This window comes from Paenibacillus elgii NBRC 100335, assembly GCF_004000865.1.
Lineage (GTDB): Bacteria > Bacillota > Bacilli > Paenibacillales > NBRC-103111 > Paenibacillus_G > Paenibacillus_G elgii.
This window is the reverse complement of record NZ_BIMB01000014.1, coordinates 119,183-140,338: the sequence shown is the minus strand read 5'-3', so window position 1 is coordinate 140,338 and position 21,156 is coordinate 119,183. Positions and strand designations below refer to the sequence as shown.

Below are 21,156 nucleotides of genomic sequence, written 5' to 3'. Positions count from 1 at the left end.
CGGATCATTTGTGCGTCGAGTCGGTCGACGGGCTGCACATCAAGCAGGAGACGATCTCAGGCTACCATCTGGTGCCGGGCACGATTTCCTTCATTCATTTGGAACCGTCGCTGCAGGCACTGCTGAACAGGCGGTCGGCTGAGGAAGCACAGGACGATGCCGCCCACACGGCCGTTGATCCGGAGCAATTCGATCCAATCGGTGAAACGGAAGACCCCGGCATCCAGAGCGAAATCGAGACACCGGATGCGGAAGAAGCGGAAGAAGCGGAAATAAGCTTGGAATCGGGGGCGGAACTGGTTGCAGAGCTCGAGCCGGAGCTGGCGGAGGTCCATATTAGTGCGCTGAACCTCTTATTGGACGCCGTAACTGCGCAAATATCGGAAGCTGATGTCACAGCGGGCGGCCAGCTGCAGCCGGAGAGCGTCAGGTCCGAGCATTTGGCGGCAGGAGCGGTCACTCCGGAGCATTTGTCCTTCCAGCCGGTGCAGACGGTTGGAGTCCGGACGACGGTGCAACAGTTTGGGATGAGTCCGTTCCTGCTCAAACTCGAAGACGAACTGACGGAAGTGGTGCTGATATTTGACCGGCCTTTTGCAGACAACAATTACGTACTGGTAGCTTCCACAGATCAGACAAACACGTACGCGGTCATTCAACAGAAGGAACCCGACGGCGCTATTATAGAAGTGGTCCGTTCCAAATTTTCGCCGGAGCTGCAAGGAGTGGTCAACTGGATTGCAATCGGCGCGGCGAACGAGTAATTGAAACGGTCATGTTTTCTTCAATGAGATCAGTATATCCTCGCAGAGCGGCGGCTTTGAAGCCGGGCTTTGCGGGGATATTTTTTTGACCTGACACCCGGTCTGCGAAACTATTTTTCGGCCTTCCTCGTATAAAAGCTGAATGAACGGACAAGTATGCTACTACAGGGGAAGGGCGGACCTGAAAATATGGACGATTTCGCTTTATATACGATGCTTTCCTTGATCGTTCCGATCATCGTTTTACTTACGATCATTATCTGCAAGATGATTGCCGGCAAAGCGATCCCGAGCAGCGACTACACTCCCTTCGATCAGATTACGGGAAATACGCCGATCGAATTTCACGAAGAAAAGCAGGAGAAGGAAGAAAAAGACGAGCAGGGCGACGATAAGGACAAAAATGTAAGAAAAGCTCCATATTAAAGCCTTTTCGGGGAACACCCTTTCTAAGCGGCGGGCGAAGGAATTACGATCCTTCCCCGTCCTTTTTATTATGGGCGCAAACGCGAAGTTGTTTTCCGTCGAAACGCTTGTAATCTGCGGATTTTGGTTTATAATCAAGAATATCACTTGAATTTGCTTAATATAACTTATTAAAACTTAATTAAAGGTCAAGTATTCGGAAGGGGAATACGCATGTTTCAAGAAGAAAGACTGATTGCGATTGTACAGAAGTTAAATGAAAAACAGCGTATCACGGTCACGGAAATTTGCGAGTGGCTGCAAATCTCGTGGGATACCGCCCGGCGCGATCTGATCAAGCTGGAGGAGCAGGGGAGCATCATCCGTACCCGCGGAGGCGCTATGCTTCCGTCGATTTCTAAGGAGGTGCCGAACTACGAGCAGAGGCTGCAGTTGGACACTCCGTCCAAGCAGGCGATCGGCAGGCTGGCGGCGACGCTGATTCACGACGGCGATTATTTGTATACCGATTCCTCCACTACGGTGCGCTGTGCGATGGAATCGATGCGGACCCGGCGCAATGTGGTCGTCACCAACTCGATCGATCTGGCGGGCATGCTGACGCAGAAGGATGAAATCCGCATCCATCTTCTCGGCGGCCTGCTAGATAACGAGCAGCGGCTGGTTTTCGGGGCGCGTACGCTGGAAATGCTGTCCGAATATCAGGTGGACAAAGCGCTGCTCGGCACATGCGGCATCGCGCCGCACGGTCTGACGACCATGTTCGAGGAGGAAAGCTATTTGATCCGGCAGGTTATGCGCAAGTCGGACCAAGTTATTGTGCTGGCCGATCATACGAAATTCGGCAAGAAGCTGTTTCACCGCGTCGCCGGGCTGGAAGGGATCGACATGATCGTAACGGACCGGGAGCCGAGCGACGAAATGAAAGAAGAGCTTCACAAGCATCAGGTGGAGCTGCTGATCGCCGGTGAAGGAGAGCAGCATGATTAACCGGTTGATTTGGATGGGATGCTTGTGTTATGTCATCACCGGCGTGGGCACGGTCATCGTCGGCGCTGTGCTGCCTGAGCTGCTTAAGCATTATTCGCAAAGCTACGGCAGCGGAGGCATGCTCATTTTCGTGCAGTTTGTCGGCTTGCTCAGCGGGGTGCTTTCGATGCCGGCGATCTCCCGCAAGCTCGGCCGTAAATCTGCGGTTATGCTCGGTCTCGGACTGGTCGGGATGGAGCTGCTCGCTGGTTTGCTTCCTCCCTGGCCGGCGGTCGTCCTGCTGGCGGGGATGGCCGGATTCGGCACCGGCTTGGTCGAATCGTGTATCGGCACGATCATTCTTCTGGCGGTAAAGCAGAAGCAGGCGGCGGCCATGAGCAAGCTTGAGGTGACGTTCGGTGTCGGCGCGCTCGCCATGCCTTCGATCGCCAGCTTGCTGATCGCCAAAGGGCTGTGGACGTATTCGTTTTTTCTGCTCGGCATCGGCGCGCTTGCGACGGCGCTCGTCTGGAAACGGATGTCCTTTGGGGAAATGGACGGCATGCTGACCCGCAAAGAGGCGGAGCCCGGCGGAGGACATGTGCAGCGCCCGGCGTATGCGAGATCGGGCATTCCGTTTCTGGTGTTGTGCGCCGTTTTCTTTTTCCTGTACGGCGGCAGCGAAGTGTCGGTCGTCCACTTCTTCCCCTCGATCTTTATGGAGCGGTGGGGAATCGATAGCTCGCTTGCGACGCTAACCGTCACCGTCTACTGGACGGCAATGGTGATCGGACGAATCTTGACCGGCATTCTCGGCGACCGGTGGACGTACTTCCGTTTTTTGTGGGTGGCAACGCTGCTGAGTTTAGCGTCGCTGCTCGTCCTGCCGTTCAGCCACTATGCATGGGGAGGCTTCGTACTCAGCTTTCTGCTTGGATTGGGCATGTCCGGGATGTTTGCGGTGGCGCTCATTTACGCCAATCAATCGCTGCCGGGCATGACCGAGAGGACGACCAGTATTTTGCTCGCGGCTAACGGGCTCGGCGGTTCGCTGCTGCCGCTGGGCGTCGGACGGGTCATGGACGCTTTCCCGATTCAAACGGCCATGTGGCTCTACTCGGCCGTGATGCTCATCATGCTGGCCGTGCTTGCGATTTCGCGAAGACGCCCTCAGACGCAAGGCGCACCATTGCACGCCGGCCGCAGCATGGAGTAGACCATGCAGGGCACGAGTGAATGAACGCGCGTAAACTTTATTGCGAGAAGCGGCGCACAGGACAGCCATTTGAAGAAAAACAAAGGACGGCCCTTGCCGCAACAGATGCGAACAAGAGCCGTCTTTTTAAATTGTCTCACGAAATCGAAATCGCCGCTCAGGGTTAAAATTCATTGATGACGAGATTATGCTGGCGATCCTCCCCCGCCCCCAAAGCTCCGTTTACTGGCTGAAGTGCTGACCTTGCTCCAGATCCGCGATGAGTCCATGGTGTGTGGGCTCCCAGCCTACACGTTCCCGAGTCAGTGCGTTGGAGGACGTGTTGTCGGTCGTCGCGAAGGCGCCGAGGAAGCCGAAGTGGGCGTCTGCCTCCTCGCGGGAAATACTGGCCGTCGGCACGTTCAAGCGGCGGCCGATGACCTCCGCGATGTCGCGTAGCAGCACCCCCTCCTCGGCGACTCCGTGGAGGATCGATCCCGCCGGGGCGGACTCCAGCGCTAAGCGGAACAGCCGCGCCGCATCGAGGCGATGGACGGCCGGCCAATGGTTCGACCCGTCTCCGACGTAGGCGGAGACGCCCTTCTCGCGGGCAATGCCGATGAGGAGCGTGGCGAATCCGGCCAACACCTCGTTGTGTACGCAGGTGGAGAGGCGGACGATCGAGGACCGCACGCCGCGTCCAGCCAGTGCAAGCGCCACGTTCTCTGCGGCGCCCCGAGGTTCGTTATCGGTAACCGTATCCTGCTCCGTCCCGACCTGACCGGACGGGAGTACAAAGGAGAGCGTCGCGGTTCCAGAGGTGATCACGAACGGCTTGCCGGTCCCCTCGAGCTCGGCACCCATGGCCTTAACGGCTTGCAGATCGGTCGCGACCCCGCCGGCATAGTCTGAGAAATCATGGACGAAGGCCAGATGAATCACGCCGTCCGCAGCAGCAGCTCCTTCACGCAGGCTGTCGAGATCGTCGAGCGCGCCGCGATGGACCTCGGCTCCGGCCGCCGTCAATGCGGCGGCAGACTGGTCGGAGCGGGCGAGGCCGAGCACCTGATGTCCGGCTTCAAGCAGCTCGCGGACCACCGCCTTTCCGATGAAACCTGTTGCACCTGTAACAAAAACTCGCATCATCAATTCCTCCTTCATGTGAATACCCCCATTATAGGATCCCCACCGTCTGACAAGTTGCCTGTTTCGCCCGACTTCTTGCCTGTTTCGCCGGAATAAAAAATAGCCCCCCCAGCCTGCGGCTGCGGGGGGCGAGCGGGTGATTAGCCGATTCGAGTCATTCCTCGAACGGCTCCTGTTGACGCAGGCGGGCGATGTCTCGGCCGGGCGGGCTGCCGAAGAAGCGGCTGTAGTCCCGGCTGAATTGGGAAGCGCTCGCATACCCGACCAGCTGACAGGCGGCCGCCGCGTCCAGGTGGCTCACGGCCATCAAGCGCCTCGCTTCCTGAAGGCGCAGCGTCTTTTGGTATTGCAGCGGGCTCATCGCCGTAACGGCTTTGAAATGCTCGCGGAACCTCGATACGCTCATATGGACCAGTCCGGCCAGCTCTTCGACCTTCATGGCTTCCGTGAAGTTGCGGCGCAGCCATTCGATGGCCCTGGACACGCGCTGCACCCCCGAGTCGGCGAAGCCCATCTCCGCCACGTAAACCCCAATGGGGCTGCGCAGCAGCCGGATCAACAGCTCATCCATCGCAAGCGGCGCGAGCCACTCGGCATCGCCGGGATTCCCCAGATAGTCTATCAATCTGATCATCGCGCTTACGAAGTCCAGATCGGCCTCGAACCCATAACCCGCGCTGCGCTGCCGAATGGGCGGCAGCCCGCGAGGAAACATCTTCAGCGCCAGCTCGCCGATTCGCTTCGGATCGAGACTCACTCCGGCCTTGAGAAAAGGCTCGGAAGGACTGCCTTGCAGAATCCGTAACGTGAGGGGAAGGGCAACGGGAAGCATGAAGATGCGCGGCTTGGCGGATACGTAGACTTCCTGCCCGACTGTGAAGGAGATCGCCCCCTGCGCCACGATGCCGAATGAAGGCGTGTAGAACGTTTCTGAGCCGGTGCTTGTTGAAGAGAAGCGGACAAGCGTCAAGCCGGGAATGCGCTGGCGAAAGATTCCGTCATGCGGGGTATAGGTATCGATCAGACGAGCCAATCGGGCTGTTTCCGTTTCAAGACCTTTTTTGTTTTGGGACTCCGTTGGAAGCGAATGCGTCTCCTGCATGCTCATACGCTCGAATACATCTCCTTCTGGACGACTGAGGCACGTAGCCGTATCGGCTGAAGCCATATAAATCATCACCTTCAAATCGGGGTGAGTCGGCGGATTCAAGGTCACGTGGACGAATTCCAGTTCTTACACCTCGAAGCTCTTTCCAATCGATCAGCATGAGCCCGAGGATTTAAGGTTTAAAAAGCCAAGGACAACCAAAATAAATCTAAAGAAAAAAACAAAAAACGGCTCTTGCAGTAAATGCAAGGCTGTTTTTGCATGGGTTGAACGAATCATATTTTTGACTTTTTCTTTAATGCATCTAAAATTACAACAAAAATTGTTATAAAAACAGAGTATAATAAAGACTTTGCATAGCTTGGTTCAGAGAAAATAAAGGAGGTAGCTACAAAGTTGGTCAAGAAAAAAATTAAGTAATTCAAGGTGATATTCATGCTTTCGACCTCCTATTCTTAGAACCAAGGTTCTATAATAGTGGATCTTGTTCGATACCGGGTGAAAGTATCCGTTGATAGTTCACTTGGATTTATACTCAACGTAAAACTTTGTTATAGGGATTTTCAAATTTTTCTCCGAAATAAATTCTCCATTATCCCAATACTTTATTGTCGTTATGAGTTCTTCGCCAACTGCTTTTTGAACCGTACCGGAAATTGTATAAGAAGGATCATGAATTAGATTGTATCCTGCTGATGGCGTTGTAAGGGTAATGTGACTAAAATCCCCGTATTCACCCGGTTGCTCTACATTTAGCGGAAAGGCTTCAAAAGGACTGAGTGTTAAGGTTTTTGGATCGTATGCAGTCTCACGTCGTTCTGGCGCTGGATATAGCATCTCTAGCTTTGACTTCACGTTTTTTATAAAAGTGACAGCTTCTGCCCGTGTTAGCAACTCGTTTCCTTGGAATCCCGAAACCGTATTGTCTGTTTTACCGTTGGATAGTCCGCTATCCAAAAGAAAACGTATGGAATCATCAAAACCGTAGCTTCTACCGCTTGCGTTTGTGATGAGTTTCGCAACGTACATTCGCGGTTCCGGAAATTCAGGTTTGGGGAAAGAGGATAATTTACTTGCTGGAGGTGTAATATAGCTTGCACCCCATCCCATTTTAAAGCCATATTGAATATAAGGTGTTCTCCAGTCGTTGTCACTAGATTGTTCAGAAAATCCTATCGGTTTGTAAGCCCGAATAAGCATGGCAAGAAATTCAGTCTGTCCTACGGACTGCTCAGGTTTAAATGTACCATCAGGGTATCCATCAACAATGCCACTTTCTTTGGCCCACGAAATGGTTTCATATCCCCAATGATCCGGACTCACATCCTTAAATTCACTTCCGTTTGCGGAAGCACCTACTGGCATTACAGTACAAAGCAATAACGCGCCTAACACAACAGCGAGTGCTTTGCTTTTTTTCTTATGACACATACATAAGTCTCCTCGTACTTTACTTCTGATATGAAATTAGACGCGCTTTAAGTTAATTTGTTTCATAAAATTTATAAAAATCCCAACAATAGGATTTGTTTGTGTCCATAAACTTAGTTCAAATTGGCCAAACCCCATCATCCCAAACACCTTCAGTTTCAGCTTAGATGGATCGGGCCGCACCTGAAAAAAGTAAAATATAGGTTGAATTTGGGTTAATTGGATTGGATATATATATTTTGCTATAATCAAACAAAAAAAGAAGGGTGAAATCTAATTGTATGTTCACTGGTTCGATCTTATTTTGGTGCTGATACTTTTCATATTAATTGGAGCTGCTATTACCCTAGCGATTTTATTTTTCTTAAAAAAATATGAAAAGAGTGTGGTGAAATCTTTAAAAAACTTTGTTACTTCAAAAGGCTTCTGGTTGTCAGTTTTAATAGGCGCTTTTCTTGGCCCCTTATTGGTCGCACTTGTTATTTGGAGTGCACTTTACGTTGAGGGGCCATAGAAGCCGGATTTCTGTAACAGGGGTCCCGCCGACAAAACGCGATTTGAGGCTTGTTTTAAAAACTCCGGATTTTGTTCTCTTCCTGCACGTTCTTTCAGTTCAATAACTCCCGTGCCCATAGCGTGAATGGATGAAGTCAGATCGTTTAAGAAGTGAGCTTCATCATCTGGGTCCGTTTCTCGTCTTAATTTTTCTTTTTCAATGTCAAGCTGTTTAAGCCCTTCTCCTTCTGAAACAACGGCATCCTGTTCCTCTTTGGTTTGATTTGGCATCTCGTGGAACTCTTTCTGCATAACCGTTGCGCCGATCCGCGCAAAAAATAGCCACACCATATTTGAACGTTCCGTTGCGGGTATCGCAGCTGTGCCAATTGATGCTTCCTACGATTGGCCGTCTAGCCGTTTCGATGGCAAGCATGATGTTGTCCTCTTTAGGCAACAAAAGGCATGCACCGCTTCTTCCGAATGGGAGAGCGGGCATGCCTTTTTCGGCTGCATCGTTTTTTTTGAAGTTGACATTTTTGGATTACGCGTGTAGTCTAATAAAGGATTACATCGGTAATCCAGATGAACGGAAAGGAGAACACAAGATTCATGAAAGAGCTGCCTAAAATATCCGAGGCCGAGTGGGAAGTGATGAAAATCCTCTGGTCCCGGTCACCGCAAACGGCCAATGAAGTGATCGAGGCCCTCGAAGGGCAAATGGACTGGAAGCCGAAAACGGTCCGGACACTGATCAGCCGTCTGCTGCAAAAAGAAGCAATCGCCTTTCAAGAGACGGGCAGAACCTACTTGTACTATCCTCTGGTCTCGCAGGACGATTACGTGCAGACCGAGACGCAGTCTTTTCTCAAGCGGCTGTACGGCGGCGCGGTCAAACCGCTGCTGGTCCATTTCTTGCGGGAACAAAAGCTGTCTTCGGATGAAATTAGCGAACTCAAACGGATTCTCGACGAGAAGACGGAAGAGGGGCCGGATCGCGATAGAAGAAAGGACAGATGACATTGGACGATCTAAGCCTTTCTCTATTGAGCTTTTTTGTCTGGGTATTGGAAACCTCGCTGATGGCTGGCGTGCTGGTGGGACTTGTCTTGTTAGTCAAAGTCATCGCGAGAAACAAGCTGTCCCCCACATGGCACTATATGCTGTGGCTGGTCATTATGGCCAGATTGCTGCTGCCGTGGGCGCCCGAAAGCTCGTTCAGCGTATATAACCTGCTTTCCTACGGCCAAGAAGCTCTGCGGACTTCCGATGCGCCTTCGCCGCGTCCGCCGCAAGCATCGCCTGTTCACCAGGAAATGACGAACAACGCGCCAACGAAGACCGCTCCCGTAGAAACTAAGCAGGAGCCGCCTGTTCAGACAGCCGAACCGGTGGAAAAGAGGCCTTCCGCAAGCTTTTCGCTCTACAAGCTCGCGTTTGTCGTATGGCTGCTGGGCGCGGTTTGTCTCGGGATCTTGACCGTCGCCGCGAACCGGCGCGTGTATGCCCGGCTCGCCAAGCAGCCCGTCATTACGGACCCCGGAATTGTCGGGCTGTTCGAACAATGCCGGGAGACGATGGCGGTCCGGCAATCGATCCCGTTAATCACGGCGGGACCGATCTCCAGCCCGGCTGTGTTCGGGTTTCTGCGTCCGCGCGTCGTGCTGTCGGATTCGCTCATGAACATACTGGACGACCGGCAGCTGCGGTTTATTTTTTTTCACGAGCTGGCCCATGTGAAACGCAAGGACGTCGCCGTGAACTGGCTGATGAACGGCTTGCTGATCCTGCACTGGTTCAATCCGGTTCTGTGGTATGCCTATTACCGGATGCGCGAAGATCAGGAAATCGCGGCCGACGCGCTTGCGCTGTCCTACATCGGTGCGGAGCAAAAAGAAAGCTACGGCCATACGATCATTCGCCTGTTGGAGCATTATGCCACCTTGTATCCGACCCCGGGTATGGCCAATTTATCGGGAGGCAAACAACAAATAAAAAGGAGAATCGTCATGATCAAAAATTATCATAAAAAATCTTACCGCTGGTCGGCGCTCGGGCTGGCTTCCGTCATTGCCCTTTCTTCCGTGACGCTGGTCAATGCCAAAGCTCCCGAGTCCGCATCCGGCAATCTGTCGGCGCCCCCTGTGATCGCGACGGAATCGTCCGGCGGCACTTCGCAAGCGAAGAAAAAGCTCACGATTCACGATATCCCGTTGGACAAGAACGTCGTTGAAGCGGCCCAAGAAGAGCTGCGCCGCTTTCTGGGAGATTCACAAGCGGAGCTTTACGAAGTGGCGGACCCTGATATCACCTCGAGATGGATCCTGCTGAATAAAAACGGAAAAGGACAAGTCGGTATCGACCGGGATACGAAGCAAATTGTGAATGCTTATGTCCAATATACGTGGGACGAAACGGATGCGGCCGTGAAAAAGGCTGCTGCGGAGGCTTTTCGTCAAGTGGATGCGAACAAAACATTTACCGCCGAGACCGTAGAGAGACAGAAACGGTTTGCGGCCGGTAAATCGACGCATGAATGGACGCTTCAAAGCAAGGACATGATCGTAACCTTGGATGCGGACGCACTGAGCGAAAGAGGCATATTGATCAGCTATCCTTTCGCACAGGGGAACGAGAAAGCGAAAAACGCTGCGTTGAAAGCACTCCAAACGATAAATGTCGGAAAGCCGGTAACCTTTAAACAGGCGGACCATAACTATTCCGAGGGGCAATACGATACATGGAAGTTTTTTGACGACGGCGGCAACTATGCCGTAGTGATTGGCTCCAACACAGGCACAATCAAGTCGATCTCGGCCTACGGCAAAAAAGACGACAATGAAGCGAATTTGGGCCTTCTCCTGGATAAGGATAGAAAGCCGATCTATACAAAAGAAGAAGCTGTCGCCGCGGCCAAACCGATGGTGAATAAGCTGTTCGGCATCGATCTGATGGGTTATTCGGTTGAATTCTCCACGGAAAATCCTTACGCTCATACCTTTACGAAGAAGGAACAGCCGACAGTCCACGCCACAGTTGATAGAACGGGCGAGTTTTGGAACTATTGGGTTGACCCTGTGGACGGGACGATGAACGATTAAGCTTCGGACTTCTCGCAGGATTCGAGTGAAAGACAACGAAGGGAAGGATGCGTTCTATGAAAACGATGAAACAACGATTCCAATCGATTCTGGCTTTAAGCATGCTGTCCGTTATGATGATGACATGGATGCTCGCCTTCGGTGCCCCGGCGGCGTCGGCTTCCGTACAGCCAACCGGAGAACTTACTTTCTCGGCGTTGTCGGGCAAATACGAAAAGGACGCGCTGCTCGTCAAAGGGGTATTTGTCAACATGAGCGACGTAAAAATCAACAAGGTAGAAAAGTTCAAACTTATCGTAAAGGACGCTGCAGGGAACGAATTGGCGACGCGGGAATGGGATAACGATGCGTTTCTGACAGGTCTGAGCCTGGAGCCGGGCCAAAGCCAAAAGTGGGATGTTATGCTCCCCGGTGCGGTCCAAGGGGCGGACTTGAAATCGCTCGACGTTACGTATCAAATGACTTGCGCGACGGAGAAATGGGACGGACGCGGCGAGGGAGTACATATTTTCATCGACAACCGGAAGCTGAATCCGGAGGTGGCTCCTTTTATCAAAGACGGAAGCATGCTTGTGCCGCTTCGTTCCACACTCGAAGCGCTTGGGGCGAAAGTGGAATGGAGCCCTGAAACCCAGACGGTGAAGGCGACGAAAGGCAGCGATGTCATGACCTTCAAGATCGGTCAGAAGTCCTCGACGATCAACGGAAAAGCGATCCAATTCGGCGTTCCCGCGCAAATCGTGGACGGATCCAGCTTCATTCCGCTCCGCGACGCGTCGGAAGCTCTGAACTGCACTCTTTTTGTCCGCATGCACAGCGCCACATCGATGACGATTGTAATCGTGGACAAACAATAGACGGCATATGGATGCAAAGCAAAGAAGACGGCGCCCGCTCAAGGCAGGGGCCGTCTTCTTGTGTCCGCAATCGCACGAAGCAAAGTACGGAGGTTAAACCTTGTTAATGTGCGGAAACCCGTTCGCCTCCGCCTCCCGAAGGCTGTGCCCGTTTCAGGAAGAACGAAACGATCCAAGCGGCGACGACCAGGCCGAAGGCCAGCAGAAACGCGCTTTTCATCCCGGCCATCATCGCCAGAATAGGCAGCGGAGCCTCCGCTGTCGTTCCCGCGGCGTTTTCCAGAAAGCGCTTGGAGCCGTTGGTCATCACCGTGACCAGCAGCGCCGTTCCGACCGCGCCCGACACCTGCTGAAGCGTGCTGATAATGGCTGTGCCGTGCGGATATAGCCGCGGCGGGAGTTCGTTTAACGCATTGGTCATGACCGGCATCATCAGCATCGAAATGCCGAGCATCAACAGCGTATTCAAAATCATGATCATCGCGTACGGCGTCGACAGCGAGATCGAGGAAAACTGCCACAGCGTATTGGCGATCAGCGCCAGCCCGACGACCGCCAGCCACTTGGCGCCGAATTTATCGAACAGACGGCCCGTGATCGGCGACATAATGCCCATCAGAATCCCGCCCGGCAGCATGACCAGACCGGCTTGCAGCGGACTGTAGCCAAGTGCGCCCTGGAGGAAAATCGGCAGCAGCATCATGGCAGAGAACATCGCCATCATGACGATCATCATGATCAGCGTCGACAATCGGAACACGTTGAATTTAAACGTTCCCAGATCCAGCAGCGGTTCCGCCAGCGTCAGTTGTCTCCAAACGAACAAGCCTAAAGCGACGGCGCCGATGATCACCGGAATTAGGACTGCGCTGCTCGACCAGCCGCCGTGCCCTTCGCCGGCGCTGCTGAAACCGTACACGATTCCTCCGAATCCACAGGTAGAGAGCAGAAGCGACAGGACGTCGATTTTCGGATTTCTCGTCTCGGTGACGTTCCTAAGCTTCAGATAAGCGATGGCGATGACCAGCAGCGCGATCGGGATGACGCCGTAAAAGAGCACGCGCCAGCTAAAGTGCTCGACGATGATCCCAGACAGCGTCGGTCCGATCGCCGGGGCAAAGGTAATGACGATGCCGATCGTTCCCATAGCCGATCCTCTTTTTTCCAGAGGGACCGTAGCCAGCACGACATTGGTCAGCAGCGGAAACAGCAGGCCGGTTCCCGACGCTTGCAGCATCCTGCCGAGCAGAAGCATGCCGAATCCCGACGAGACGGCCGCCGCCAGCGTACCCAGCGTGAACAAGCTCATCGCCGAAAGGAACAAGGTTCTTGTCGTGAATTTTTGAATTAAGAAAGCGGTGACCGGGATCAGCACCCCGATAACCAGCAGGTATCCGGTTGTTAACCATTGCGCGGTACTCGGTAAAATTCCGATATCCGCCATAATTTTGGACAAAGCGACATTAAGGAGCGTCTCATTCAAGATGGCTACAAATACCCCAAGAATCATAACCAAAACGACCATTAAGTTGGCTCTGCTCCCGAATGTCCCTCCGCTGTCGTTTGGTTTTGCATGGTTCTCCACGTTGTTACTCCTCTCTTTTCTAAAAGCATGGTTTCTGTCAGACGACTTCTCTCTAATTCCTCCCGTGCGACATGGAATTGCATTGCGGTAAGTAGGGGCAAAAGAATGTTCAGCAGCCATTCTATTGTAACATGTATCACACGCCGTTGTTTCTTATCGATTGCGATTTTTCTATTAAAACTAAAAAATACCTATCGTACAAAAAGCGAAGAGACCGGCTCCTCTTATGAAGAATTTCGGTCTCATTATTATTTCTCTTTCGCTTAAATTTCTTTCCTGCGGAAATAAGTAAGCCCGCCGGCGAAGAAGACGAGGAAGCTTCCTAGAATAACGAACAGCAGCGTCTCCAGCGGGACGTTAAATGCGCCAAAGTCCGCTTCCCCCTTCGGCATCATGGACAGGATGGGCTGCGCCCAAGGGTAATACGGACCGTAGTCACTCGAATTGACGATGAGCAGATTCGGAATCGTGAAGATAACATTGATCGCAAGCGGCGCGGCAAAGCTGGACCAAGCGACCGATACGAGCATTTGAAGGGAGGCCAGCGGCATGGTCGCTACCCAGCCCCCCAGCACGCTTCGCAAAAAAATGTCCCATGGAACGGGAGAAGTAAAGCCCCGGACCGTCCCGACGCCTAGAACGACGGCGAGCAGCAGCAGTTGGGTTACGGCAAGCAGCGCGATGACGATCGTAAATTTGGCCATGTAAAGCTGCGTACGGGAAACCGGCAGAGCCAGCACCTGCTTCCAGCCTCCGCCCGCATGCTCGTAGCGGCAGACGAAGGCGGCGAATATCCCGGTTAACAGCGGCAGGAACAGAAAAGCATGCATGGCGGCTGCGATTGTGAACAGCCACTCCCATTCGGGCATACCCGCAATCATGGGCTGCACAAAGCCGGCGAGGCCCGCCAAGACCGGACTGACGAAGACGAGCAGCCAAATGTTGGTCTTGCGCATTTTGAGCCACTCGGAGCGCAGCACATTCAGAAACGTTCTCATTCAATTCACATCCCGTCTCGTAAAGTGAAGTAATCCGATGGCGAAAATGACGATGCCGACCGCAAGACCGGCAAAGACCGAATACTCCGGTTTGCCCGCTTCGTTCATCAGCAAAGGAAGCTTCCACAAAAACCAGTCGGGCATCTTGACGGCATAGAGGGACAGAACGCCTCCGAGAATGCCGACCGTCAAGGGGAGCGCTTGATTGCGCATCGTCACCGACAGCCACAACTGCAGCGCCAACGCCGGAAAGGCGGCAATCATCGGATAGAAGCTCAGCTTGAGGATATTGCCTAGCGGCACGTCCGTGCCGAGCTTCAGTCCGAGCCCCAGCCCAACGATGCCGATGCCCAACAGGACGCACGAGACGAACAGCATCAGCGAGCATAACGTAAACTTGGCGCTGAACACGGCAGTTCTTGTGATCGGCAGCGCCAGCAGCTGCTTCCACGAATTCATCTGGTGCTCGATGCTCGCAACCATCGACGCAATGATGGCGATGCCGAGCAGGATCGTCACGGGAAGGAGAAATTGAATGTTGCCGAGGAAAGCGCCCCACGGGTTGGCCGCGTATTTTTCCATCAAGTAATCGTACCGCAGTCCGTAATTGGCCGCTTGCAGCGCAATGACGCCGATCGGCCCGAGGAAGATCAGAAACCAGATCGCTTTTCGGCGAATTTTCAGAAAGTCGGCAGCCAGCACCCGGAACATCATAGGCTGGTTCCCTCCCCGACCATCTCAAGGAAAATATTTTCCAGCGATTTCTTCACTTCCTCCACGCGGTAAATCGAGTGTCCCGACTGAACGAGCAGCGCGACGATTTCCGCAAGCGTATCGTCGGATATATGCTCAATCAGCAGAGAAGATTCGTGGAGCTCGGCGTGGCACCCGGTCAGCGCGACGGTGCGCTGGGCGCCTTCGGGGCTCGATAGCGCGATGCGGATGCTGCTCTGGGCCCGCTCGCGCAGCCTGTCGATCGTGTCCTCGAACATCATCGCGCCTTGCTGAATGATGCCGACGCGGGTAGCCATCAGCTCGATTTCGCTGAGCAGGTGGCTGGATACGAGCACGGTAATGCCATGCTCCTTCGGCATCGCCTTGATCAGCTCGCGGATTTCCAGGATCCCCGTCGGATCAAGGCCGTTGGTCGGTTCGTCCAGAATGAGCAGCTCCGGGTGGCCGAGCAGGGCGGAGGCGATGCCGAGCCGCTGCTTCATGCCGAGGGAGAAGCCCTTGACCGGGCGCTTCGCTTCCTTGGTCAACCGGACGATGGCGAGCACTTCGTCGATGCGCGATTTCGGCACGTCCAGAATACGGCGGATCGTCTCCAGATTTTCATAAGCGGTCAGATGGCCGTAATAGGAAGGATACTCGACCAGCGAGCCGACCTTGCGGAGAATGGTCCGCTGCTCTTGCCTCAGGTCCTTCCCGAAGATGCGGATCGTGCCTTCCGTCGGCCTGATGAGTCCGAGGAGCATGCGGATGGTCGTCGTTTTGCCCGCGCCGTTCGGACCGAGAAAGCCGTAGATATCGCCTTTGCGGATATCCAGATCGACCTTGTCGACCGCTTTGCGCGAGCGGTAATGCTTGGATAAGTTATGTGTAGTTATGATGGATTCCACTTCAATCACCTCAGCCTCCATGATAGACGCCGAAGGTTAAAATGAAAGGGAGCTTTCGTTTAAATTTCGTTTAAAATTTCGGATACATATAGATGGCCGTTCCGTCGCGGGAGCTGACGATATCCTGCTTCAGGCTCATTTCCTTGATCATTAACGCAACGATGGTTAAGCCGATGCCGGCTCCTTTGTTGCCTGACTCCGCATGGATGCCCGGCCCCTTGTCCGCGATGACGACGGCTGTGGTTCCGCGCCGCTCCTCGGTACGGACGCAGACGTATTTTCCCGAATCGGCATGGCGGACGATGTTCTGAAGCAGGTTGTCCAGAATACGGGTAAACCATTGCGGGTCGACGTTCCAGTACAAGGCGGCTTCCGGCAGCTGCACATCGATGTCGAAGCCTTCTTTCTCAAAGACCGGGTACCAGGAGGCGACGGAGGTCCGGCACAGCCTGAGCACGTCCGTCCGGACGGTCTGCAGCGGGTATTTGCCCGCCGACAGCAAGGTATAGGACATCAGGTTCTCGATCAGTTGGGCCACATTGTCTACCTTCGTTTCGATCAGGTCGAGCGATTGCTTCCCCTTGGGCGTTAACGTTTCCTTGCGCAGGGAATAGGCGTGGCCGCGGATCGTCGTAAGCGGCGTGCGCAGGTCGTGCGACAGGTTGGCGATAAGCTGCTTGCGCAGCGCTTCCTCCTCTTGTTCCCGCCGGCGTGCACCGTTCAATTGGTCGATCATATGGTTGAACGCCAACCCAAGCTGTCCGATTTCGTCGACTCGCTTCACGGTGATCGGCTGCGGAATCCCGGATTCGTCGGTCTCCGTCATCGCGATTTGGAAGCGGAGAAGCCGTTTGCGGATGCGGGCGAAGAACAGCCAGGAAGTGAACAGAAAGAACGAAAATACCGAAAGAATAAACACGGTAAGGAACCGCTCGTTGGACGGATAGATCGCTTCGTTTTTCATCATATGCCGCGGAATTTGCACGACCATGAAGCCCTGCTTCGGATCTTCGCCGATAAAAGCGACGACGGTGAACGGGTCCCCGCCATAGCTGCTTTTCATAAATTGCATGCTATCCGCCATCGTCCATTGCTCCGGAATCGCAACGGTTACCCCGAGTTTAAGCCGCAATCGGCCGGAGGCGTCCACCCAGAACATCGATGCGCGCGGGTACTGCTCCTTCAAAGCCCGAAGCTTGGCGTCCACCGCATCTTCCGCCGATTTGTCCAGCGTCTTCGCTTCTTGATGCCATGCTTTTTCCAGGTTGCGGCTGTCATAGATGTTGAACTCCTCGGGGTAAAACAATTGGTTCTGCACGTAATAAATCAGGCTGCCGACCGGAAACACGAGCGGCCATATGCACAGCGCGATTAAAATAATAAACACATACCGGGCCAGCAGCGAATTCCGGAACTTCGTTTTGGCTGCGAGCTTCATAATCTCACCCTATAGCCGATGCCGCGGATCGTTTCGATGATTTGCGGGTTTCCGGGATCGCGCTCGATTTTCTCGCGAAGGTAACGGATATGCACCATTAACGTCTTATCGCCCTCCAGGTAGGGCTCTCCCCATACCGCTTCGTAGATTTGATCCTTCGTCAAAATTTGGTTCGGATGCCGCAAAAAATACATGAAGATTTGAAACTGCTTGCCCGTCAAAATAATTTCTTCGCCGGTCTCGCTGTCGACCAGACGATTCTCATCCGGGTGAACGCACAGATGGCCGAGCTGGAGCTGCGGGGAAACCCGCTTGTCGAAGCGACGCAGCAGCACTTCGATCCGCGCCGCCAGCTCGTCGGGATGAAACGGCTTCGTCACATAGTCGTCGGCAAATTGAAGCCCATGGAGCTTGTCCTCGATCGACGACCTCGCCGATATCATCAGAATAGGCGTAGCCGGGTACTCCTTCTTCAGCCGCTGTCCGACCGTAAAGCCGTCGAGTCCCGGAAGCATCACGTCCAGCAGCACGAGATCGGCTTCCTTCATCTGCTCACCCGCCCGGTCGCCGGACGTGAGCCACAGAACCTCGTACCCCCTTTCGGTCAGATCGCCGCTGACCCATTGTCCGATTTCCGCGTCGTCTTCAATATATAAAATTTTCATCTCGGATATCCTTTCTTTCGTAAGCGGTATGAACTCGTTGAAAATTATATCACGTTTTGGACAGGCAGGAATTTCCTTGGTCCTGTAGAATTATGTCGAAAGTACCAATCGATCAACCATTTGTACATATTTTAATGAATAGGGGAATTCGCTCGCATGTTCCGTAAAAATCGTATGTATGCCATCACGCTTCTATCCGCATGGGTCATGGCGGCGCCGCTCGTCATGCCGCTGCCGACGGAGCGCGTATGGAGCGCGGCGGCCGCCCTGGTGCCCGACGCCAATCTGGAAAAGGCGATCCGTAGCCAGTTGAAGAAACCGGATGGGGACCTGACGCCGGAGGACCTGCAAAGCCTCTCCCGCCTCATGGCTTCGGACGGCAAGAAAACGCGGCCGATCGAACAACTGGTCGGGCTGCAGTACTCCGATCGGATGACGTTGCTCGCTGTGAGCGGTAACCAAATCAGCGACGTCTACCCGATCAGCGGGCTCAAGCAGCTTACCTATTTGGATCTGTCGGATAACCGGATTGCCGACGTGCGTCCGCTTGCTTTGCCGAATCTGCGGTACTTGTCCCTGAGCGGCAATCCGCTGCAGGACCCACAGCCGCTTTGGAAGCTGACGCGGCTGGAAAGCCTGGCGGCAAGCGGCGCGGGGATCAAAACCGTGGACGGCATCGGCTCGCTGGCGGGACTGCTCTACTTGGATTTGTCCGGCAATCCGCTCGGCAAGCTGGGAGAGGTTGCGAAGCTTGCGGGAGTCCAGCAATTGGAGCTCCGGAATACGCAGCTTGCCGACCTCTCGGGGATTGCCGCTATGAAGGAGCTGAGGTCGCTCGACCTGCGGGACAATAAGATCACGGATATCCGTGCGCTGGCGGACTTGAGCAAGCTGAGCGAGGTAAAGCTCAGCGGCAACCCGCTGGAGGCGAGCGCTGTGGATACGGTACGGGCGCTCCAGGACCGCGGAGTCCATGTCGAATTTGACCCGACTTTGTTCCCAGGCTATGAGCGCAGCATCAACGTGTTTGTCGACGACGAACGGATCGCCTTCGAAGAGCCGCCTCTCAACCGGAACGGCTCCGTGCTTGTACCGTTTCGCGGCGTGTTCGGGAAGCTCGGCTTGCAGGTTGCCTGGAACGAAGAGCAGCGTCAGGTGAGCGGGACGAAGCCGGGGCTGGAGCTCGTGCTGACGATCGGGCAGGACGAAGCCCGCGTGAACGGGAAGCCCGTCAAGCTGCCGGTCGCGCCGGAGCTTCGCAACGGGACGACGCTGGTGCCCCTGCGTTTGGTAGGGGAAGCCGCGGACAAGCTTGTCGTCTGGAATCAGGACAGGCAGGCCGTTTATATTGTCGACAACGTCACGAACGGTACTGGCAAGCGGTATGACGAGAAGGGGCGGCTGATCTACACCGGCGAACTGAAGGACGGCAAGTATAACGGACAAGGAACTCAATACGCAAGCAGCGGCGAAATCGACTATGAAGGCGAATGGAAGGACGGCCGCAAGCACGGCAAGGGCAAGCAATATGATCCGGTTGGCCGTTTAATGCTGGAAGGGGAATTTCGGGACGATCTGCCGAACGGTCAGGGCAAGAAGTACAATTCGGACGGAAGCCGGCAGGAAGGCGAGTTTGTCCGAGGCAAGCTGAACGGCCACGGCAAGCTGTTCGTGGACGGCCGTCTGCTCTATGAAGGCGGCTACAAGGATAACGATATGCACGGCAAAGGAACCATCTATTTTACGACGGGGGAAAGGTATGTCGGCGAAATAGAGCATAATGTCAAAAAAGGCCATGGTATCGTCTATTATAGGAACGGCCAACGGTTCGAGGGCAAAGTCGACAATCAGACATTGGTCGAAGGCAAGTACTTTGTCTCGGACAAGCTGCTGTTCGAAGGAACGTTTAAGAACAATCGTATTCATGAAGGGACGATGTATTTTTCAAACGGAGCGGTCTACAAGGGGACGTTTGTGGACCAAGAGTTCGGTAAGGGGACGTTCCTCGACGCGCAAGGAAGGACGATTGACCCGGCGAAGGACGGCAAGGGCATTCGATTCTACGCCAATGGCGACTGGTACGAAGGGGAGACGGCTGCCGGAGAGCCGAACGGACAAGGGATATACCATATTATGGTAGGTGGGCGAGTCGAAGGATCGTTCCTAGGCGGCGTAATGAACGGCGAGATCAAAGAATACAACGCGGAAGGCAAGCTGGAGTTCGAAGGACGTTATGCGGACGGGGAGCGCAGCGGCGGCGGCAAGGAATACAACTGGGAAGGCAAGCTGCGCTACGAGGGCGGCTACCAGGCCGGAAAGTACAGCGGACAGGGCAAGGAATACGATTGGGAGGGCCGCATGGTCTACTCCGGCGAGTTCCGGGACGGAACGAGAAACGGTCAAGGCACGGAGTACCGGAAGGACAAAGCGGTCTATGAAGGCGGGTTTCGCGGACGGCTTTATCACGGCGAGGGCAAGCTGACGTTCTTTAACGGAGATACGTACACCGGAGAATTCGATCAAGGAAAATACGGAGAGCGCGGCACCTTCGCCGATTCCTCCGGGAAGGCGATTGCGAACGGAGCGGATCAGGGCACGGGCGTATACCGTTTCGCCGACGGCACGGTTTACAAAGGCGAATTTCAAGGCGGCGTCCGGCAGGGTCGTGGTGAAACGTACAACGAGGACGGCACGCTGAACCATCGGGGCGAATATCGGGCCGGCAAACGAAGCGGCTTCGGTCAAAGCTTCGACCTGGACGGGCATGTATGGCACGAAGGCGCGTACGCGGACGATTCCGCCAAAGGCCAGGGCAAATCGTTCTTCGAAAACGGCAAGCTGCAATACGAAGGCGAATTCGATTACGACATGTGGTCGGGCCGCGGAAAGGTCTATACGAAAGAAGGCCGCCTGCTCTACGAAGGGGAATTCGCGGATAGCGAATTCCAAGGCCAAGGCAAGCTGTACTATGCCGACGGTACCGTCTATACGGGGGCCTTCGAGTACTCCGAATTCGGCGAGGGCGGCAGCTTCACGGATGCCAAAGGGCAGCCTCTATCCGGCATAAACACGGCGCGCAGCGGTACAGGCAAACTGTACTACGCCGACGGCACGACGTACGAAGGCGAGCTTGCGGAAGGGAAGGCGGACGGACGGGGCAAGCTGTTCGACGCGGACGGCAAGCCGGAGTACGAGGGCGAGTTCAAGAACGGGTACCGTAAAGATTGGTATAACGAATAAACAGGGCTATATGGGAGGCCTGTCTCTATTAACGGAGGCAGGCTTTATTCGTTTCCTATTTTTCGGTACAAGAGCCAATTTTTCGCCCCGCATGGTATTCGTCCACCAGACCGTCC

General features: G+C 54.3%; 19 protein-coding genes. 8 read left to right on the top strand and 11 right to left on the bottom strand.

The window, feature by feature from the left end:
- The 4 genes from PEL01S_RS13370 to PEL01S_RS13355 all read left to right on the top strand — a co-directional run.
- Positions 1-764, top strand: a 764-nt coding sequence (locus PEL01S_RS13370) for a WIAG-tail domain (protein WP_127460609.1), incomplete at its 5' end; no start/stop codon positions are given.
- Between the two features lie 189 nt (positions 765-953).
- On the top strand, positions 954-1,190 hold the full coding sequence (locus PEL01S_RS13365) for a DUF3951 domain-containing protein (RefSeq protein WP_063184938.1): 237 nt from the start codon (positions 954-956) through the stop codon (positions 1,188-1,190).
- A 213-nt stretch (positions 1,191-1,403) separates the two neighbouring features.
- Complete coding sequence (locus tag PEL01S_RS13360) at positions 1,404-2,180, top strand: DeoR/GlpR family DNA-binding transcription regulator (RefSeq protein WP_108534410.1); 777 nt, start codon at positions 1,404-1,406, stop codon at positions 2,178-2,180.
- Positions 2,173-3,375 carry an MFS transporter gene (locus tag PEL01S_RS13355; RefSeq protein ID WP_127460608.1) on the top strand — a complete coding sequence of 401 codons (1,203 nt, stop codon included), beginning with the start codon at positions 2,173-2,175 and terminating at the stop codon, positions 3,373-3,375. Before PEL01S_RS13360 ends, PEL01S_RS13355 begins: the two co-directional genes overlap by 8 nt.
- A 222-nt stretch (positions 3,376-3,597) precedes the next feature.
- Here PEL01S_RS13355 and PEL01S_RS13350 read toward each other — a convergent pair whose 3' ends face one another.
- The 5 genes from PEL01S_RS13350 to PEL01S_RS13335 form a co-directional block, all read right to left on the bottom strand.
- Positions 3,598-4,497 (bottom strand): SDR family oxidoreductase, encoded by a 900-nt coding sequence (locus PEL01S_RS13350; RefSeq protein WP_127460623.1) that lies wholly within the window; start codon positions 4,495-4,497, stop codon positions 3,598-3,600.
- Between the two features lie 157 nt (positions 4,498-4,654).
- Positions 4,655-5,608: an AraC family transcriptional regulator gene (locus tag PEL01S_RS13345; RefSeq protein ID WP_127460607.1), complete on the bottom strand. Its 954-nt coding sequence runs from the start codon at positions 5,606-5,608 to the stop codon at positions 4,655-4,657.
- A 275-nt stretch (positions 5,609-5,883) separates the two neighbouring features.
- Positions 5,884-6,045 (bottom strand): hypothetical protein, encoded by a 162-nt coding sequence (locus PEL01S_RS34475; RefSeq protein ID WP_163768461.1) that lies wholly within the window; start codon positions 6,043-6,045, stop codon positions 5,884-5,886.
- 82 nt (positions 6,046-6,127) lie between these two features.
- On the bottom strand, positions 6,128-7,039 hold the full coding sequence (locus PEL01S_RS13340; RefSeq protein ID WP_127460606.1) for an S-layer homology domain-containing protein: 912 nt from the start codon (positions 7,037-7,039) through the stop codon (positions 6,128-6,130).
- Positions 7,040-7,534: 495 nt separating this feature from the next.
- The gene (locus PEL01S_RS13335; protein ID WP_127460605.1) at positions 7,535-7,885 is read right to left on the bottom strand and encodes a hypothetical protein; all 351 of its coding nucleotides are present in this window, start codon (positions 7,883-7,885) and stop codon (positions 7,535-7,537) included.
- Between the two features lie 261 nt (positions 7,886-8,146).
- Here PEL01S_RS13335 and PEL01S_RS13330 point away from each other — a divergent pair, with 261 nt between their 5' ends.
- The 3 genes from PEL01S_RS13330 to PEL01S_RS13320 are packed head-to-tail and all read left to right on the top strand — an operon-like array spanning position 8,147 to position 11,492.
- Entirely contained in the window at positions 8,147-8,554 is a 408-nt protein-coding gene (locus PEL01S_RS13330) for a BlaI/MecI/CopY family transcriptional regulator (protein WP_063184957.1), read from the top strand.
- Positions 8,551-10,635: a M56 family metallopeptidase gene (locus PEL01S_RS13325; protein ID WP_127460604.1), complete on the top strand. Its 2,085-nt coding sequence runs from the start codon at positions 8,551-8,553 to the stop codon at positions 10,633-10,635. Before PEL01S_RS13330 ends, PEL01S_RS13325 begins: the two co-directional genes overlap by 4 nt.
- Before the next feature lie 56 nt (positions 10,636-10,691).
- The gene (locus PEL01S_RS13320) at positions 10,692-11,492 is read left to right on the top strand and encodes a copper amine oxidase N-terminal domain-containing protein (protein WP_163768452.1); all 801 of its coding nucleotides are present in this window, start codon (positions 10,692-10,694) and stop codon (positions 11,490-11,492) included.
- A 103-nt stretch (positions 11,493-11,595) separates the two neighbouring features.
- Here the strand turns inward: PEL01S_RS13320 and PEL01S_RS13315 are convergent, their stop codons facing one another.
- The 6 genes from PEL01S_RS13315 to PEL01S_RS13290 all read right to left on the bottom strand — a co-directional run bounded on the left by PEL01S_RS13315 (position 11,596) and on the right by PEL01S_RS13290 (position 17,800).
- The gene (locus tag PEL01S_RS13315) at positions 11,596-13,017 is read right to left on the bottom strand and encodes a DHA2 family efflux MFS transporter permease subunit (protein WP_127460622.1); all 1,422 of its coding nucleotides are present in this window, start codon (positions 13,015-13,017) and stop codon (positions 11,596-11,598) included.
- A gap of 323 nt (positions 13,018-13,340) precedes the next feature.
- Positions 13,341-14,075 (bottom strand): ABC transporter permease, encoded by a 735-nt coding sequence (locus PEL01S_RS13310; protein WP_127460602.1) that lies wholly within the window; start codon positions 14,073-14,075, stop codon positions 13,341-13,343.
- Positions 14,076-14,789, bottom strand: coding sequence for an ABC transporter permease (locus PEL01S_RS13305; protein ID WP_127460601.1), 714 nt, complete (start codon positions 14,787-14,789; stop codon positions 14,076-14,078).
- The gene (locus PEL01S_RS13300) at positions 14,786-15,706 is read right to left on the bottom strand and encodes an ABC transporter ATP-binding protein (RefSeq protein ID WP_371860700.1); all 921 of its coding nucleotides are present in this window, start codon (positions 15,704-15,706) and stop codon (positions 14,786-14,788) included. Before PEL01S_RS13300 ends, PEL01S_RS13305 begins: the two co-directional genes overlap by 4 nt.
- Before the next feature lie 61 nt (positions 15,707-15,767).
- A complete protein-coding gene (locus PEL01S_RS13295) occupies positions 15,768-17,135 on the bottom strand; it encodes a sensor histidine kinase (protein ID WP_127460600.1) in 1,368 nt (455 codons plus the stop codon).
- Positions 17,132-17,800, bottom strand: coding sequence for a response regulator transcription factor (locus PEL01S_RS13290; RefSeq protein WP_127460599.1), 669 nt, complete (start codon positions 17,798-17,800; stop codon positions 17,132-17,134). The genes PEL01S_RS13295 and PEL01S_RS13290 overlap by 4 nt, the downstream gene beginning before the upstream one ends.
- A gap of 156 nt (positions 17,801-17,956) precedes the next feature.
- Here PEL01S_RS13290 and PEL01S_RS13285 point away from each other — a divergent pair, with 156 nt between their 5' ends.
- Complete coding sequence (locus PEL01S_RS13285; RefSeq protein ID WP_127460598.1) at positions 17,957-21,040, top strand: stalk domain-containing protein; 3,084 nt, start codon at positions 17,957-17,959, stop codon at positions 21,038-21,040.
- Positions 21,041-21,156 lie beyond the last annotated feature (116 nt).